The sequence below is a fragment of the Marichromatium purpuratum 984 genome (genome assembly GCF_000224005.2).
Classification (GTDB): Bacteria; Pseudomonadota; Gammaproteobacteria; order Chromatiales; family Chromatiaceae; genus Marichromatium; species Marichromatium purpuratum.
The window spans coordinates 715,932-731,827 of sequence record NZ_CP007031.1 but is presented as its reverse complement, the minus strand read 5'-3'; the positions used below and the strand labels follow the sequence as shown (position 1 = coordinate 731,827).

General features: G+C 71.9%; 9 protein-coding genes. 3 read left to right on the top strand and 6 right to left on the bottom strand.

Annotated elements, in window-relative coordinates:
- Positions 1-3: 3 nt before the first annotated feature.
- The 3 genes from MARPU_RS03300 to MARPU_RS03290 all read left to right on the top strand — a co-directional run bounded on the left by MARPU_RS03300 (position 4) and on the right by MARPU_RS03290 (position 4,391).
- Positions 4-1,638 (top strand): alpha-D-glucose phosphate-specific phosphoglucomutase, encoded by a 1,635-nt coding sequence (locus MARPU_RS03300; RefSeq protein ID WP_005224711.1) that lies wholly within the window; start codon positions 4-6, stop codon positions 1,636-1,638.
- 22 nt (positions 1,639-1,660) lie between these two features.
- Positions 1,661-3,613: a sensor histidine kinase gene (locus MARPU_RS03295; RefSeq protein WP_005224712.1), complete on the top strand. Its 1,953-nt coding sequence runs from the start codon at positions 1,661-1,663 to the stop codon at positions 3,611-3,613.
- Between the two features lie 295 nt (positions 3,614-3,908).
- Positions 3,909-4,391, top strand: a complete 483-nt coding sequence (locus MARPU_RS03290; protein ID WP_005224713.1) for a Crp/Fnr family transcriptional regulator — start codon at positions 3,909-3,911, stop codon at positions 4,389-4,391.
- Here the strand turns inward: MARPU_RS03290 and MARPU_RS03285 are convergent.
- The 6 genes from MARPU_RS03285 to MARPU_RS03260 all read right to left on the bottom strand — a co-directional run bounded on the left by MARPU_RS03285 (position 4,354) and on the right by MARPU_RS03260 (position 15,672).
- The gene (locus MARPU_RS03285; RefSeq protein WP_005224714.1) at positions 4,354-5,757 is read right to left on the bottom strand and encodes a sigma-54-dependent transcriptional regulator; all 1,404 of its coding nucleotides are present in this window, start codon (positions 5,755-5,757) and stop codon (positions 4,354-4,356) included. The genes MARPU_RS03290 and MARPU_RS03285 overlap by 38 nt on opposite strands.
- A gap of 7 nt (positions 5,758-5,764) precedes the next feature.
- Positions 5,765-6,367, bottom strand: a complete 603-nt coding sequence (locus tag MARPU_RS03280) for an HvfX family Cu-binding RiPP maturation protein (RefSeq protein ID WP_005224715.1) — start codon at positions 6,365-6,367, stop codon at positions 5,765-5,767.
- A 3-nt stretch (positions 6,368-6,370) separates the two neighbouring features.
- On the bottom strand, positions 6,371-7,402 hold the full coding sequence (locus MARPU_RS03275) for a GGDEF domain-containing protein (RefSeq protein WP_005224716.1): 1,032 nt from the start codon (positions 7,400-7,402) through the stop codon (positions 6,371-6,373).
- A gap of 3 nt (positions 7,403-7,405) precedes the next feature.
- A complete protein-coding gene (locus MARPU_RS03270; protein WP_198015489.1) occupies positions 7,406-8,161 on the bottom strand; it encodes a PstS family phosphate ABC transporter substrate-binding protein in 756 nt (251 codons plus the stop codon).
- A 120-nt stretch (positions 8,162-8,281) separates the two neighbouring features.
- Positions 8,282-10,285 carry a penicillin-binding protein 1C gene (pbpC, locus tag MARPU_RS03265; protein ID WP_025275085.1) on the bottom strand — a complete coding sequence of 668 codons (2,004 nt, stop codon included), beginning with the start codon at positions 10,283-10,285 and terminating at the stop codon, positions 8,282-8,284.
- Between the two features lie 8 nt (positions 10,286-10,293).
- Positions 10,294-15,672 (bottom strand): alpha-2-macroglobulin family protein, encoded by a 5,379-nt coding sequence (locus MARPU_RS03260; RefSeq protein WP_005224840.1) that lies wholly within the window; start codon positions 15,670-15,672, stop codon positions 10,294-10,296.
- Positions 15,673-15,896: the final 224 nt, after the last annotated feature.

Genomic DNA, 15,896 nt, shown 5'->3' with positions numbered 1-15,896 from the left:
AAGATGGAACCGCAAATCATCGCCACCACCCCCTTCGAAGGTCAACGCCCCGGCACCTCGGGGCTGCGCAAGAAGGTCCGGGTGTTCCAGCAACCGCACTATCTCGAGAACTTCGTCCAGGCGATCCTCGACACCCGCCCCGAGCTCGTCGGCGGGACCCTGGTGGTCGGTGGCGACGGGCGCTACTACAACCGCGAGGCGGTCCAGACCATCCTGCGCATGGCCGCAGCCAACGGCGTCGCCCGGGTGCTGGTCGGGCGCGGCGGACTGCTGTCGACCCCGGCGGCCTCCTGCATCGTGCGCAAGCACCACGCCGAGGGCGCGATCGTGCTCTCGGCCAGCCACAACCCCGGTGGTCCAGACGCCGATTTCGGCATCAAGTTCAATGCCGCCAACGGCGGCCCGGCGCCGGAGTCGATGACCAGCGCCATCCACGCCCGCACCCAGGAGATCGAGCGCTATCTCACCCTCGACAGCACCGCCGTCGACCTCGACCGGATCGCCACCCTGACCCTCGGCGCAACCTGCATCGAGGTCATCGACCCGGTCGCCGACTATGCCGAGCTGATGGCCTCGCTGTTCGACTTCGACGCCATCGCCGGGCTGTTCGCCTCAGGCGGGTTCCGCATGCGCTTCGACGCGATGCACGCGATCACCGGTCCCTATGCCCTCGAGATCCTCGAGAACCGGCTCGGCGCCGAGGCCGGCACCGTCCTCAACGCCGAGGCCCTGCCCGACTTCGGCGGCGGCCACCCCGACCCCAACCTGACCCATGCCGCGGCCCTGGTGGCGATGACCCGCGGCGCCGACGGGCTCGACTTTGCCGCCGCCTCCGATGGTGACGGCGACCGCAACATGATCCTCGGGCGCGACTGCTTCGTCACCCCCAGCGACAGCCTCGCGATCCTCGCCGCCAACGCCCATCTCACCCCCGGCTACCGCCAGGGCATCCGCGGCGTGGCCCGCTCGATGCCCACCAGCCAGGCCGCCGACCGGGTCGCCGAGGCACTCGGCGTCGAACACTTCGAGACCCCCACCGGCTGGAAGTTCTTCGGCAACCTGCTCGATGCCGGACGCATCACCCTGTGCGGCGAGGAGAGCTTCGGCACCGGCTCGGACCACCTGCGCGAGAAGGATGGGCTGTGGGCGGTGCTGTTCTGGCTCAACCTGCTCGCCGCACGCCGCCAGTCGGTCGCCGAGATCGTCACCGAGCACTGGCGTCGCTTCGGACGCGACTACTACACCCGTCACGACTACGAAGGGGTCGCGTCGGAAGGCGCCGAGGGGCTGATGGCCGCGCTGCGCGAGCAGCTCCCCACCCTGCCCGGCCAGCAGCTCGGCGCGCGCCGTGTGGCACAGGCCGACGACTTCGCCTACACCGACCCGATCGACGGGGGACGCGCCGAGCACCAGGGCATCCGTATCCGCTTCGAGGACGGCGCGCGCATCGTCTACCGCCTCTCCGGCACCGGTACCGAAGGGGCAACGCTGCGCGTCTATATCGAGCGCTTCGAGCCCGACCCGACCGGCCACCAGCTCGACCCCCAGGAGGCACTCGGCGAGTTGATCGCAACCGCCCGCGAGTTCGCCGGGATCGAGCCGCGCACCGGCCGTGCGGCACCAGACGTCATCACCTGAACCGCGCCCGGCCGACGACGTGATGCCGCTGCCGGCGCGCAACAGCAGTCTCGGCTTCCAGGTCAGCGCCGCCTTCGTGGCGCTGATCCTGCTGTTCATCGCCGCCGGCCTCCACGCCCTCGGCGCCTTTCAGCGCCAGCTGGTCTACGATGCGCTCACCGACAGCGCCAGCCGACTCGAGCTGGCCGCCGAGCGGATGCATGTCCAGGGCATGAACTACAAGCGCTTCGCCCCGCGCGACTACCCCACTTACTATCGCGACCTCGAACTCTACTACCGCGACCTGATGGACTATGTCGCGACCTTCGACAACGAGGTCGGGCGCTTTCGCGACCACGCCTTCACCGATGCCATCCCCGCATTGTTGCCCTGGATCACCCCCCGGGTCGGCATCGAGGTCGAGCACGCGATCGACCGTCTCAGCGAGGTTTGGGACGACTACCGCGCGGCGCTCTTCGCCGCGCTCGGCGACGATCTCGAGGAACCACGCCTGGAGTACGCCGCCGAACACAGCATGGCCGCGCACCAACAACTCTCTAACGCCACCCACGCACTGAGCTGGGCGCTGCGCGCCTGGTCCGAGCGCACCTACCGGGCGATGCTCACGGCCACCACCGTGGTCGCCGTGCTGATCGCGCTGATCGCGCTGCTACTCCTGGTAGTCCTGCAACAGCGGGTGCTCGCCCCGCTGCGCACCACCATCGACGGCATGCGCCGGATCGCCCAGGGCGACTTCGGATATCGGCTGAGCATCACCGGCAGCGCCGAGCTGCGCGGCCTGACCACACGCTTCAACCAGCTCTCGGCACGCCTGGCGCTGCTCCAGCGATTGATCGATCGGCTGCAGCAGGGCAAAGATCTCGACGACCTGATCGACGGCCTCAAGGATGACTTCAAGGCGCTGCTCGGCTGCGACTGGGTCGGCGTGGTGGTGATCGATTCGACGCGCTCCGGGGCGAGGATCGAGACCTGCCGGATCGACGGCGCTCGTCCACGCACCAGCCCGCGACTGTTCCGGTTGCACGGCACCCTGCTCGAACACGCGCTCGAACACGGCGATCCGCTGGAGATCGACGACATCCCCGCCGAGACAGCAGCCAACCCGGAGTACGAATTCCTCGCCCATCTCGCCGCGCAGGGGATGCGCGAGGCGCTGCTGCTGCCACTGACGCCCCAGACCGGCGCCCCGCTGCCGGCGGTGGTGGTGCTCGCCCGTCGCGCACCCGGGCGACTCGAACCCGAGCAGCGCGGCTTCCTCGGCAACCTCGCCCAGCTGATGACCCACAGCTTCGCGCGCACCGCGCGACTGGCCGAGCAACAGCGTCTGGCCACGGTCGGTGAATTCGTCGCCGCCATCGCCCATGAACTGCGCACCCCGATCAGCACCGTTGCCATGGCCTTCAGGCACCTCGAGCAACAGCCGCTCGCCGAGCGCACCCGCCAGCGCGTCATGCTCGGCGCCGAGGAGACGACGCGCATGGGACGGTTGCTCGACGACATCCTGCGCTATGCCCGACCACTACGGCTCGAACTCGTCGAACTCGACGTGCACGCACTGCTCGCGCGCTTCGTCGCCGACTACCGGATTGCCCATCCGCAGCCACCGCTGGTACTCGAGACCGAACAGCAGCCACGGCTGCTGCTCGGCGATCCCGACCGACTGCGTCAGATCTTTACCAATCTCACCGACAATGCCCGGGAGGCCTCTCCGCCCGACGCCGCCATCCACTGGCGCATCACCACCAACGCCGAGGACGAGATCGTGCTGGAGGTGCACAATCAGGGCGACCCCATCCCCGAGGCACTGCGTGCGCGCATCCTCGACCCCTTCGTCAGCGGCAAACCGCAGGGCACCGGACTGGGACTGGCGATCGTCGCGCGACTGCTCGAGCAACACGGCGCGCAACTCGCCATCGACTCATCGCTCGCCCATGGCACCCGCATGCGCGTGACCTTCCCCCCCCTGGCGCACTGAGCCGACACGCGCGCAACCCCAGCGCCGACAGCGACTTGCCGCAACCGTGCGCACCGACCACAGTTGCAGCCGTACACCTCGAACCAGTAGGATTCGGTACAGATTTCCCCATCTTGGACAAGGGTCTGCGACGACCCGGACTGCGCCACCCATCGCGCATAGCACCCGTTTCCCGAGACGCCTGTACGCGCCCTGCGGATGACCGGAGCGCAGCGACGACCGTGGCGCCGGGGACAAGAAGACAGGGGCGGTCGAGCGGCCTCCCCACGCATCCACAGCACGCGGAGCTATTGCAATGAGCCAATTCGACAAGATCCAGGCGCTCAACCAGTCGATCCTGGGCGCCGAACTCGACGACGCCGAGTGCGCCGTCCTCGCCGACCGCATGGGCGAGGTCGCACTCACCAACGGCGACACCCTGGTGACCGAGGGCGAGGCGCGCCAGACCCTGTTCCTGCTCGGCGAGGGCAAGATCGACGTCATCCGTAACCAGGGCGGCAGCGACGTCCACCTCCACCGCATGCGCGCCGGCGAGTGCGCCGGCACCCGCGCCTTCGTCGACGGCTCGGACCGCAAGGCCGCGCTGCGCGCCGTCGGCGAGGCCCGGGTGCTGACCCTGGAGCCGATCGACTTCGAGTCACTGCTCGACGATCACCCGCGCATCGTCTACAAGGTGATGCGCGCGATCTTCCGCATCACCCACGCCAACCTGATGCGGATGAACCAGGAGAGCGCCGAACTCAAGAACTATCTGGTTCGCGCCCCGGGCCGCTACTGAGCGACGCCGACCGCCCGGGCAGACGCAGGTCGTACTTGAGGATCTTGCGATCGAGCGCCGGGCGCGAGATACCGAGGATCTCGCAACTGCGCGCCTTGTGCCCGCCGGTGTGGTCGAGCACCCGCTGCACGTGCTCGGCCTCGACTGCGGCGAGGCTGCGCAGCGGCGACGTGGCGACCACCGGCGCCGGCGCGTCATTCGTCCCCGGCTCGAGTCCGTCGAGGAGATCGGCGGTGATCGCCCCCTCGCGGGCATGCACCGCCGCCTGGGTGAGCACGTTCTCCAGCTCGCGCACGTTCCCCGGCCAGTCATGGACCTCGAGCCGCGCCAGGGCATCACGTCCGAGTCGCAACCCCTGGCGCCCGACCCGTTCGGCCACCCGCGCCAGCAACCCCTCGGCGAGCAGCGCGATGTCCTCGCGCCGTTCGCGCAACGGCGGCAGCCGGATCTCGAGGGGATTGAGCCGGTAGAGCAGATCCTCGCGAAAGCGCCCGGCCGCCACCTCGGCGGCCAGATCACGATTGGTCGCCACCACCACCCGGGCGCCACTGTGCAGCGTCTCGCTTCCCCCCACTCGCTCGAAACGACGTTCCTGCAGCGCGCGCAGCAGTTTGGCCTGGAGCGGCGCGGCAAGCTCGCCGATCTCGTCGAGAAACAGCGTGCCCCGATCGGCCAGCTCGAACTTGCCCGCCTTGCGCGTCACCGCCCCGGTGAAGGCACCACGCTCGTGACCGAACAGCTCACTCTCGAGCAGGGTATCGACGATGGCCGCGCAGTTGACGGCGACAAAGGGGCCGTCGCGGTTGCCGTAGCGATGGATCAGGCGCGCCACCACCTCCTTGCCGGTACCCGACTCGCCGCTGACCAGCACACTGGTCGAGGTCGCGGCACTGAGCGCGATCTCCTTGCTCACCGCGAGCATGGCATCGCTGCGCCCGATCAGCTCGCGCGCCAGCTGCGCCGGGTCGGGAGCGGGCCGCGCACGCACACGCGCCGCCTCGAGACGATGCTCGAGCAATCGCACCACCTGCTGCTGCAACTGCTCGATCCGCACCGGCTTGTGCACGAACTCGGCCGCGCCCCGGCTCACCGCCTCGATCGCCAGCTCCAGATCGTGAACCCCGGTCATCATGATCAGGGCCGGCGCCGAGGGCAGCGCCCGCGCCTGCTCGATCAAATCGACCCCGAGACCGTCGGGTAGCTGCTGATCGAGCACCACCAGATCGAGACCACCACGCTCGAGTCGCGCCAGCGCCGCCCCGCAGCTCTCGGCCAGCTCGACCGCGAATCCCAGGTCCTCGAAGTGCATCGTCAGCATCCGCCCCAGCGCGCGGTCGTCCTCGACGATCAGCAGCCGACCGTCCATCGTCGACTCAGCCCGCCACGCCCAGTCGCCGCCCGATCCAATGATCGAGACTCACCCAGCGCCCGGCACCGACGAAGAAGAGCACCAGCAGCAGCACGAAATAGGTCGCGGCGAATTCGATCCCGTTGTTGAGCATCACCAGGCTGCCGTATTCGGTCAGCCAGCTATAGTCGCCGTGCGCGCGCAGGATCTCCTTGGCCTCGGCCAGACGCTCGAGCGCGAGCAGGGTGCGCTCGGTGGCAAACAGCGAGCCACCACCCTCGGCGATCGCCAGCCAGCCGTTGTGCCAGTGCACGGTGAGCGCGGCGACCGCCATGGTGACCATCAGCGGCACCGCCACCCAGCGCACCCCGAGCCCCACCACCAGCAACACCGCCCCCAGGGTCTCGGTCCCGGCGGCGAGCACCACCATCAACTCAGGCGCCGGCAGCCCCAGCCCCCACTCCGGGTTACCGAACCAGGCCACGGTGTCGTCGAAGTTCGCGAACTTCTTGGTGCCGGCCATCCACAACACCGGCGCCAGATAGAGTCGCAGTGCCAGCGGCGCGAGGAAGTCCAGCCCCCGGGTCATATCCAGCAGTCCTTGAAGGCGTCTCGCTAGATGCCACATCGCTCACCCCTCCGTTGTTGAGTCCTCCCCCTCACCCTCGAACCAGCGGTTGCGCCCGGCGCGCTTGGCGCGATACATCGCCGCATCGGCGCAGCTCACACAGCGCTCCAGCCCATCCCCCGGCGAGCAGGCGCACACCCCTAGACTGATGGTGACCGACTGCGGCAAACCAAAGTCATGCGAGGCGACCAGACGACGCAGCTTCTCGACCAGGGCGCGCGCCATCGCCAGGTCGGTGTGGGTGGAGAGCACCAGGAATTCCTCCCCACCCCAACGCACCAGATAGTCGCTGGCGCGCACGTGTCGCGACACCAACCCGGCGAGCTGGCGCAACACCCGATCACCACAGTCGTGGCCGTGCTGGTCGTTGACGCGCTTGAAGTGATCGATATCGAAGATGATGATCGAGAGTCGTAGACGATGACGACGCGCCCGCGCCGACTCGCGCTCGAACAGCGCCTCGACCACGTGACGATTGAGCAGGCCGGTGAGCGGATCGTGCTCGGCCAGATAACGGATGTCGTGCTCGGCCCGGCGCAACCTGGCCAACGGATAACGGCAGAAGAGCGCGGCGAGGATGGCGCCCACGACACTGAGCAGCAGCGCCAGCAGCAACGAATCGACCAGCAACGGACGCAGTGAGGCCGAGGTCTCCAGCACGCCCACCACGCGACCGGCGTCGAGCAGGGGCGCGCGATGCCCCAGAGCCGGCGACAGGGGTGGCTCACCGACCTCGGCCACCACCCCCTTGGCCTCGGCGTGAATGACCTGACGCACCCGGACGCCGCACAGCTCATCGCGCAGCAGGCCGGTGACACGACCCTCCTCGTAGTCCCAGAGTTCGGGGTTGCGGGCGATCACCTGGCGCATCAGCTGCTCGGCGGTGAGTAGCGAGAGCGTGGTCAGGTTGCCATCGAGATAGCGCCGCTGGATGTCGAAGTGGAGCACCGGCACGACCAGCGCGACCAGGGCCACCACCACCAGCACGACCAGACGCAACAAGTCGGCGAGACTGCGGCCAACGCCGAAGGGCACGTGTCAATCCTCCGGCTCGGGCGGCGCCACAGCCCCACCGGCCTCAATCACCGTCCGCCCGGTGGCGGAAAAGACGAACTCGACAAAGTGTCTTACCCGCGCATCGGCGCCATCGAACAGCAGGGTGAACTCGGCGACCAGTGGATAGTGCCCGGCGGCGACCGCCTCCAGGGTCGGCGCCTGTCCGTCGAGACGTAGCACCCGCAGCGGCAACGACTCGGCGACCCACTGCGCCCGACTGAGATAGCCGAAGCTCCCGGGCACCCGACCCAGTACGGCGGCATTCTCCTGCGCCGTCAACGTCACCACCAGGTCGGGACGCGTGAAGGCCTGCTCGAGCGCCGCCTCCAGTCGTGGATCGAGTGCGCGCAGCAGCATGGTCTCGGCGTCGTATTCGGCGCGCAGCACCGGACGGCAGGGGCTGCCATCCGGCCAGGTTGCACGCTCACCGCGATAGATCGCCACCAGCTGCGCGATGTCCACTGAGTCGACGGCGACCCCGGGGTGGGCGACGAAGAGCAGTGGGCAGCGTGCGAAGACCCGCACCTGGGCGACCCGTTCACGCTCGGCGTCGGTCAACGCTCGTCCGGCCAGAGCGACATCGAGATGGCCGTCGGCCAGCGCCCGCACCCCGCCCCCCGTACCTAGGCTGGGCAGCACCCTGGGCTGCTCGCCACAGCACGCGCCATAGCGCGCGGCCAGCGCCTCGGCAATCCCCAAGGCCCCGCCTGTGCCACCGATGCGCAAGGGCTCGGCCACACCAGTCACCGTCCAGACCACCGCCAGGACACCGAGCCACCGCCACACATCGACCTCCCCGGACAGAGCACAGCTCGCGTTTCCCCTTGTTGCGAGTATAGACAGCCGCGCCACACCAACTCATTCGAGCCACACCCGCACCCGATCGCTCTCACCGCGGGCATCGACCACCGCGAGATCGACATAACCGGGCTCGCGCGGCCACCAGTCCAGGGTCCGGGCGACGGGCGCGCGCCCGATCGGCACCCCGTCGGCGAACCACTGGAAGGGCGCCCTCCCCTCGTGCACCCGCAGCCGCAACAGCGCCGCCGCGCCGTCTCCGTCGAGTCCGAGCGCGACCCGTGACCCGGCCGGCGGATAGGCGATGTGCGGCCCCGCGCGCGGCAACCCCGCGAGCGTCAGCGCCGGTGCCGGCGCGCGCGCCGGTGGCGGCACCGGTAACGGCGAGCCCGGCCCCAGCCGGGCGAAGACATCGCGCAGCAGCGGCGCCGCCGCACCGGCGCCGGTCAACCCGGGGACCGGCGCGCCATCGGCGCGCCCGACCCAGACCCCGACCAGATGACGCCCGTCGTAGCCGAGCGCCCAGGCGTCGCGATGACCGTACGAGGTCCCGGTCTTGTGGGCAATCCCCCGCCCCAGCGCGGTGCCCGCCGGCGGCGCGGCGGCGAGGATGGCGCCGACCCGGCGCGCTGACTCTGCCGCGACCAGCGGGGTGGCCGATGACATGGCCGGCGCCGCCGCGCGCCGCTGGCGCAGCGCCAGCGCTCGACCGTCGTTGGCGAGCGCGCCATAGACCGCGAACAGCTCCTCGAGCGAGAGCCCCACCCCGCCGAGCGCGAGCGCCAGCCCCGGCCGTGCGCCGGGCGGCAGGCGCGGCGCAACCCCGGCACGACGCAGCCGCCCGAGCAGGCGCTGCGGCCCGACCCCCTCGAGCAGGGTCACCGCCGGCACGTTGAGCGAGCGCTGCAGCGCCCGCGCCACCGGCACCCGGCCCTGGTAGTCGCGATCGAGGTTGCGCGGTGCATAGCCGTGGAAGTCGCGCGCGCAATCCTCGATCCAGCCGGCCGGGTCGGCGACCCCGGACTCGAAGGCCAGGGCATAGATCAGCGGCTTGAGGGTCGAGCCCGGCGAGCGCACGGCCCGGGTCATGTCGATCCAGCCGCGCCGCCCCTGATCGAAGGGCGCGGCCGCGCCGAGGTGGGCGAGCAGGATGCCAGCGCGATGATCGGCGACCAGCAGCGCCACCGAGACCCGGGGACCGAGCGCCCGGACACGCGCCAGCGCCAACGGCTCGAGCCGTGCCTGCAGCGCGCCGTCGAGGGTCAGGTGGTGGGAGGCGCGCGCTGGCTCGGCCCGGTGCAGCCGCGCGGCCAGGTGCGCGGCCCGTGCCGGCAGCGCCCGACGCACCTGCGGCACCGGGGTCGCCGCGGCCCGTGCCCGCGCGCGGGCGTCGATCAGCCCGGCGGCCTCGGCCAGCGCCAGCACCCGGTCGCGGGCGCGACGCGCGGCCTCGGGATGGCGGTCCGGACGTCGCGCCTCCGGCGCCTGGGGCAGCGCCACCAGCAGCGCGGCCTCGGCAAGATCGAGCCGACGCGGCTCCTTGCCGAACCAGGCCAGGGCGCCGGCACGCACCCCCTCGAGGTTGCCGCCGAAGGGCGCCAGGGTCAGATAGGCATCGAGGATGCGCGACTTCGGATAGACGCGTTCGAGCGCCAGCGCGGCGCGGATCTGCGCGAGCTTGGCCGCCGGGGTGCGGGTCGGGTGGCCGGCGCGCAGCCGCGCCAACTGCATGGTCAAGGTCGAGCCACCGGAGACGATCCGACCGCGTGTGGCCCACTGCCAGGCCGCGCGCACCAGGGCGCGCGGATCGACGCCGGGGTGGCGGTCGAAGCGCCGGTCCTCGATCGTCAACAGCAGGGCGAGATAGTCCGGGTCGAGTGCGGCGGCGGAGGTCGCCAACCGCCAGCGCCCGTCCTCGACGGGGAAGGCACGCAGCAGTCGCTCGTCGCGATCGAGCACCTCGACCGCGACCGGGACCTCGAGCCCCGGCGCCGTACCGCCGAGCAGCCAGCTCAGGCCACCGAGCAGCAGCGCGAGCCCCGCCGCGATGCCCCAGCGCCGCACCGGTCGGCTCAGGGCGCCGGCGGCGCCACCCGCAGCTCGCCGCTCGCGCCCCAGCCGCGCAGTCGCGGTCGGTACATGTCCTCAACCCGCGCCGGGGCCAGGGTGAACACCCCGGGCGCCACCGCGCGGGCGCGATAGGCGAGACGGAAGCGCCGTGGCGCCGCCTCGTCACGCTCGAGCGCGACCACCAGGGCATCGCGCCCGAAAGACTGGTGCAACGGCCATTCCAGCGTCTCGCCCAGCCAGTCGAGCCCGGCGGCTCTGTCACCGCCGAGCAGCCGCGGGCTGTCGATCGCCAGCCCGCCGGGCAGCGGGTCGACCACCAGCAGGCGTCCGCGCCGCGCCCGGCTCGACTCGACATCGAGCACCACCACCAGCTGCTGACCCTGCACCAGCGCGGCGGGGTCGAGCGCGCGACCGTCGAGGTCGTGATAGTGGCGACTGATGCGATAGCCGACGCCACCGGCGGCGACCGCACCCTCGGGCACCCCGATCCGGGTCTCGACCAGGGTCAGCGGACCCTCGCCCGAGTTCTCGATCCAGGGCGCGGCGGCGAGCGCGGCGGGGTCGAGGCGCAGCGGCAGCACGCCCTCGTCATCGGGACCTGAGAGCACCCCGGCGGCGCGCGCCAGCCAGGCGAGTTCCTGGGTGCTGAGCGCGCCCTCGAGGTCGAGTCCGGCGAGCAGTTGCGCCGGCGCCTCCAGCGCCACCCCGGACTCGGCGGCGAGCACGATCACCCCGGCGCGATCGCGCAGCCAGGAGCCGTAGTCCTCGCGCCAGCCGTCCGCGTCACCGGGCGGCGTCATCGCCACCGCGCTGGCGAAGGCGCGCGCGGCGCGCTCCTGCTCGCCATAACGGGCGAGCGCGGCACCGAGCTGGGCGCGCGATAGCGGTGTGGCGAAGTGCTCGAGCCGGGCGTCGAGGTAATAGCGCAGGTCGCCGAGATCGGCGCGCCCGGCGCGCGCCAGCACCGCCAGGGCATAGGCCAGCGACTCGCCGCCGTGGCTGAACTCGGGGGCATAGGCGACCTGGTTGGCAAGGTTGTCGAGCGCGAGCGTCAACGCCTGCGCCGGCACCGCCAGCCCGTGGGCCTCGGCGCGCACCAGGAAGTCGCTGACATAGGCATCGAGCCAGGCCGCGCCGCCGTCCTGCCCCCAGCGCCCGAAGCCGCCGTCGGCGCGCTGACTGGCGAGCACCTCGGCGAGGGTCCCGGTCAGTCGCGCCGCGACCTCGCGCGGCGCCTCCAGCGCGCGCGCCCGCTCGGCGAGCGTGAGCAGCGGCAGGGCACGACTGACCCGCTGCTCGGTACAGCGATAGGGATAGCGATCGAGCGCGAGCAGCGGCCCGGCGACATCGATACCGATCATCGCGGCATCGGCGAGCACCAGGCTCGCCCCCGCCGGCGCCAGCCCGACGAGGGCGTCGGCGGCGGGCCGCCAGCGCTCGCCCGGGGCGAGACGATGCCAGCGACGGCTGAGCGTCGCGACGCGCTGATCGCGTACCTCGAGCGTGAAACGACGCTCGATCGGCGCACCCACGGGCGGCACCAGCCGCACCCGCAGCGCCCCCTCGCCCGCCGCGGTGGCGCTCAACGGCAGGTCGAGCGCCACCGGCGCACCGGGCGCGAGCACCAGGTCATGGCCACGCGCCGCGGCCGGGATCTGCAACGGCCCGAGCGGGGTGACCTCGACCCGGGCCGCGCCGCTCACCCCCTCGAAGGCGGTCAGCTCCAGCCCGAGGCGGCTGCGATCGCCGGGGGCGAGCAGCGCCGGCAGGCTGGCGCGCACGCTCACCGGGTCGCGCACCAGCAGCTCGCGCGCGGCGTGTCCGACCCCATCGGCCGACCAGGCCATCGCCGCCAGTCGCACCCGCCCCTCGAACTGCGGCAGCGCGAGTCGCACCCGCGCGCGCCCCTCGGCGTCGACCTCGAGGATCTCCGATTGCAGCGCCAGCAGCGGCTCGGTCGGCGGCGGCGCACGGCGCTCGAGGATGCCGCCGTCGCCACCGCTGCGCACCACGCCCGGGGTGGCGCCGAACGGGTCGATCAACCGACCGTAGAGGTCGCGAATCTCGGTGCCGAGACGACGCTGCCCGAAGTACCAGTCGTCGGGGGCCGGGGTCGGATGATCGGTGAGCGCGAGGATGCCGGTATCGACCGCCGCCAGGGTGACGTGGACCGGCTCCTCCGGGCTCGCGCCCGCGACCTGCAGCGTCACCTCCAGCGGCGCGCGCGGACGCGCCAGCGCCGGGGCCTCGATGGCGACACCGAGGCGACGCGCACCGGGGTCGACCGCCGCCCAGCGCAACCCGATGGCGCGCCCCGGCATGCGCCCGGCGGCGGCATCGAGCGGGCGGTGCAGCAGCACGCAGACATAGGCCCCGGCGCCCCACTCGGCCTCGACCGGCAGCTCCAGGGTCAACCCCTCGGCGGGCACCTCGACCTGCCGGCGCGCCAGCAACCGCTCACCGACCACCAGCACCGTCGCGGTGCCAGCGAAGCGCGGCTCGAGCCGCACCCGTGCGCGATCACCGACGGCATAGCCGGGACGATCGAGGGTGACGCCGAGCAGGTCCGGGGTGTCCTCGCGCCCGGGGGCCGTGGTCCAACCGGCATCGAAGTCGAGCGCAACCGGCAGCGCCCGACCGTCCTCGTCCTCGACGCTCAGGCGATAGCTGCCCCAGTCAACGACGGTCTCGAGCCGCGCCGGCGTCCCAGCGTCGAGCGCCAGCTCACCGCTGGCCACTCGCCGGCTGGTGACGATCGGCTCGTAGCGCCAACGACCGTCGAGGCGATGCCACTGGAAGCGGGTCTCGAGCCGCGCCAGGGTCCAACGCGCGCGCTCGACGGCGATCCGCTCGCCGCCCGGGTCGAGCGCGATCAGCTCGAAGGCGGCGCTGGCGCCGCTCTCGACCCGGTCATCGAAGAGCGCGCGCGCGCCGAGCCTGGGCGCCGGATCACGCAGTGCGCGGGTCAGCCGGCGCTCGACCGGGCGCGCGCCGTCCTCGCTCGCGCGCACCTGCAGCGTCAGCGCCAGCGGTCTGGTGGTGGGGTCGAGTTCGGGGAGCACCAACGGCATCCGTGCCCGACCGGCGGCATCGGCGCGGCGCGTCGGCAACGCCGCGCCAAGCGGGGTGAAGTCCTCGTCGGCGAGGCCGAAATGGAACCCGGGCGCGGCCTCGAGCTGGTCGCGGGCGACCACCCGCAGCTCGCCGTCGAGCTGCAGCCCCGCGCCCGGGGCACCGTAGCGATAGCTTGCCTCCAGCCCGAGATCGGGCAGCGCGGCGGGGTCGAGCGGACCGGGCGGCAGCTCGGCGACGAGTTCGACACGCTCGGGGACGAAGTCCTCGACCAGGAAGGCCACCTCGGCCAGCGCCGGGCCCTCGGGGTCGGCGTGGAGACGGGCACGCCAGGTGCCGTGCATGGCGGTGTCGGCGAGCGCGACGCGGGCACGGTAGGCGCCGCCGCCCTGGTCGTCGAGCCGCTGACGCCGGGCGACATGACCGTCGGGGCGCTCCACCACCAGAGTGGTGGTCAACCCGGTGACGGCGGCGGCGAGCCGGTCGCGCACCAGCGCGGTGAGCACCACCGACTCACCCGGACGATAGGCGCCGCGCTCGCTGCTCAGGAAGACATCGAGCGCGGCGGCGGGCGCCCGCCCGGCGACACCGCGATCGCGCAGGTCGAAGGGGGCGCGGGCGAGGTCGAGGAAGGCGTAGTCGCCGGCCGCCTCCTCGGCCTCGGCCACCAGCAGCGCCGGGGCATCGCCGCCGCGACCGCGCAGCAGCCCGGGGGCGAAGCGGGCATAGCCCGCGGCGTCGCTGCGGGTCTCGCCGAGCACCCGGTCGTTGACCGCGAGCAACCGCAGCCGCACCCCGGCGCGCGGCTCGGCCGTGCCCAGGGCGCGCACCAGGACGTGCAGCCCGTCGGCGCCGGTGAGCGCGCTCAGCCCCAGGTCTGAGACCACGAACCACTGGCTCGCCAGCGCCCCGTCACGCTCGGCGGACAGCTCCTGCGGGCGTGCGGTGAGCAGATAGACCCCGGGCTCGAAGCGCTCGACCAACTCGTCGAGCGGGATGCCGGTGCTCACCTCCTGGTTGCGACGGGCATCGACCGCGACGCTGCCCGACCACAGCGCCGAGCCCAGACGCTCGGCGATGCGCTCGCGCGACCAGCGATCGAGCTGGCGCTCGAACAGGCCCTCCTCTCGCACCTGGGTGAGCGCGCGGTCGTCGACCCGGTAGAGTTCGAGCGCCAGACGCGCGCTGTTGACCGAGACCACCGGCAGACGCGCGCCGCTGCCGCGCGGCAGGACATAGGCACGCGACTGGAAGCGGGCGAGCGGGGCGCGGTCGCGGACATAGAGGTCGAGGTCGACGTCGCGGGCCAGCACCTCGCCGGCGGCGCTCGGCAACCCGGCGCGCAGCCGCACCCGATAGCCCTGACCGTGGCGCACGCCATCGAGACAGAGCTGATCGCGCTCGGGCTGGAGGGCGAGGTCGGGGTCGCCATCGACACGCACGAAGTCGCCGATCTCGGCGCGGTCGCGGGCGATCGGCTCGCTGAAGCGCACACAGATCCTGGGGGCGGCGGCATCGGCGTCGATGGCATGATCGAGCACCCGGAAGCCGTGCTCGGCGAGCAGGCGGGCGTATTCGGCGCGCAGCGTCGCATCCTCGTGCAGGGCGAGCGCGGCGCGGGTGGCACGGATCGCCTCGGGCCACGACTCGCGCGCGGCGAAGGTGCGCCCGAGCAGGGCCAGCGTGGCGCCGTCCTCCGGGGTCAGGCGCGCGGCGTTGAGTGCTGCGGCAAGCGCCTCGTCGCGCGCGCGCCAGTCCTCGGCGGCCACTGCCAGCGCGGTCTCAGCCAGGGCGCGCCACGCCGCCGCATCGGCCGGGGCCAGCCGCAACAGCGCACGCAGCCGCGCCCGGCGCTGTGCCGGGGTCTCGCCCGGCGCCGCCCGCGCCAGCGTGGCCAGCTCCTGGCCGGGGGCCGGTTCGAGCGCCAGGGCGCGCGCCTGTTCGCGCGCGAGGGCACGGGCATCGGGGGGGATGAAGGCGAGCGTCTCGGGCAGGGCCCCAGGGGCGTCCCAGAGCAGTCCCGGGCGATAGCCCGAGCGCGCCCCCGGCGCGGCACGCGCCTCGCCGGGACCTGACTTGAGGAAGCACCAGCCGGAGCGCTGGTCGTAGGTGAAGGCGAGACAGTCGGAGTCGTCGGCGCAGGCGCGCTCGCAGCCATCGAGCGGGACCGACTCCAGGGTACGCAGGTCGGCACCGAAATAATCCACGCCGGGGCTGTGCATCAACTCCTGGGCAGCGACGCCAGCGCTCATCAGTAACCAGGGGAACAGCAGCATGAGCAAGCGGCGCAACCCGATCGAACCCAGCATCAGCGTCTCCCGCCTTGCAGATCGATTGATCTCAGGGACTGTAGCCCTTGGGTGATGACGGGTAAAGACGTCACGAACCGTCACCACGCCGTGGATGACCTGATTGCACTCGTGGATGTAGTAAACCCTTAAACTTAGTTTCGGTAAGGGTTAAGATTCAGAGCGCTTGACGCAATCGATGGCCGGAGGGGTGTTGTCGATCCGGCCATCGGCCACTTACCACA

What these genes read in the sequence shown, in the direction of transcription:
- MARPU_RS03260 (WP_005224840.1), bottom strand. Translation starts at nt 15,672, where the DNA reads ATGCTGGGTTCGATCGGGTTGCGCCGCTTGCTCATGCTGCTGTTCCCC.
- MARPU_RS03285 (WP_005224714.1), bottom strand. Translation starts at nt 5,757, where the DNA reads ATGGACGGTCGGCTGCTGATCGTCGAGGACGACCGCGCGCTGGGGCGG.
- MARPU_RS03290 (WP_005224713.1), top strand. Translation starts at nt 3,909, where the DNA reads ATGAGCCAATTCGACAAGATCCAGGCGCTCAACCAGTCGATCCTGGGC.
- MARPU_RS03280 (WP_005224715.1), bottom strand. Translation starts at nt 6,367, where the DNA reads ATGTGGCATCTAGCGAGACGCCTTCAAGGACTGCTGGATATGACCCGG.
- MARPU_RS03300 (WP_005224711.1), top strand. Translation starts at nt 4, where the DNA reads ATGGAACCGCAAATCATCGCCACCACCCCCTTCGAAGGTCAACGCCCC.
- MARPU_RS03295 (WP_005224712.1), top strand. Translation starts at nt 1,661, where the DNA reads ATGCCGCTGCCGGCGCGCAACAGCAGTCTCGGCTTCCAGGTCAGCGCC.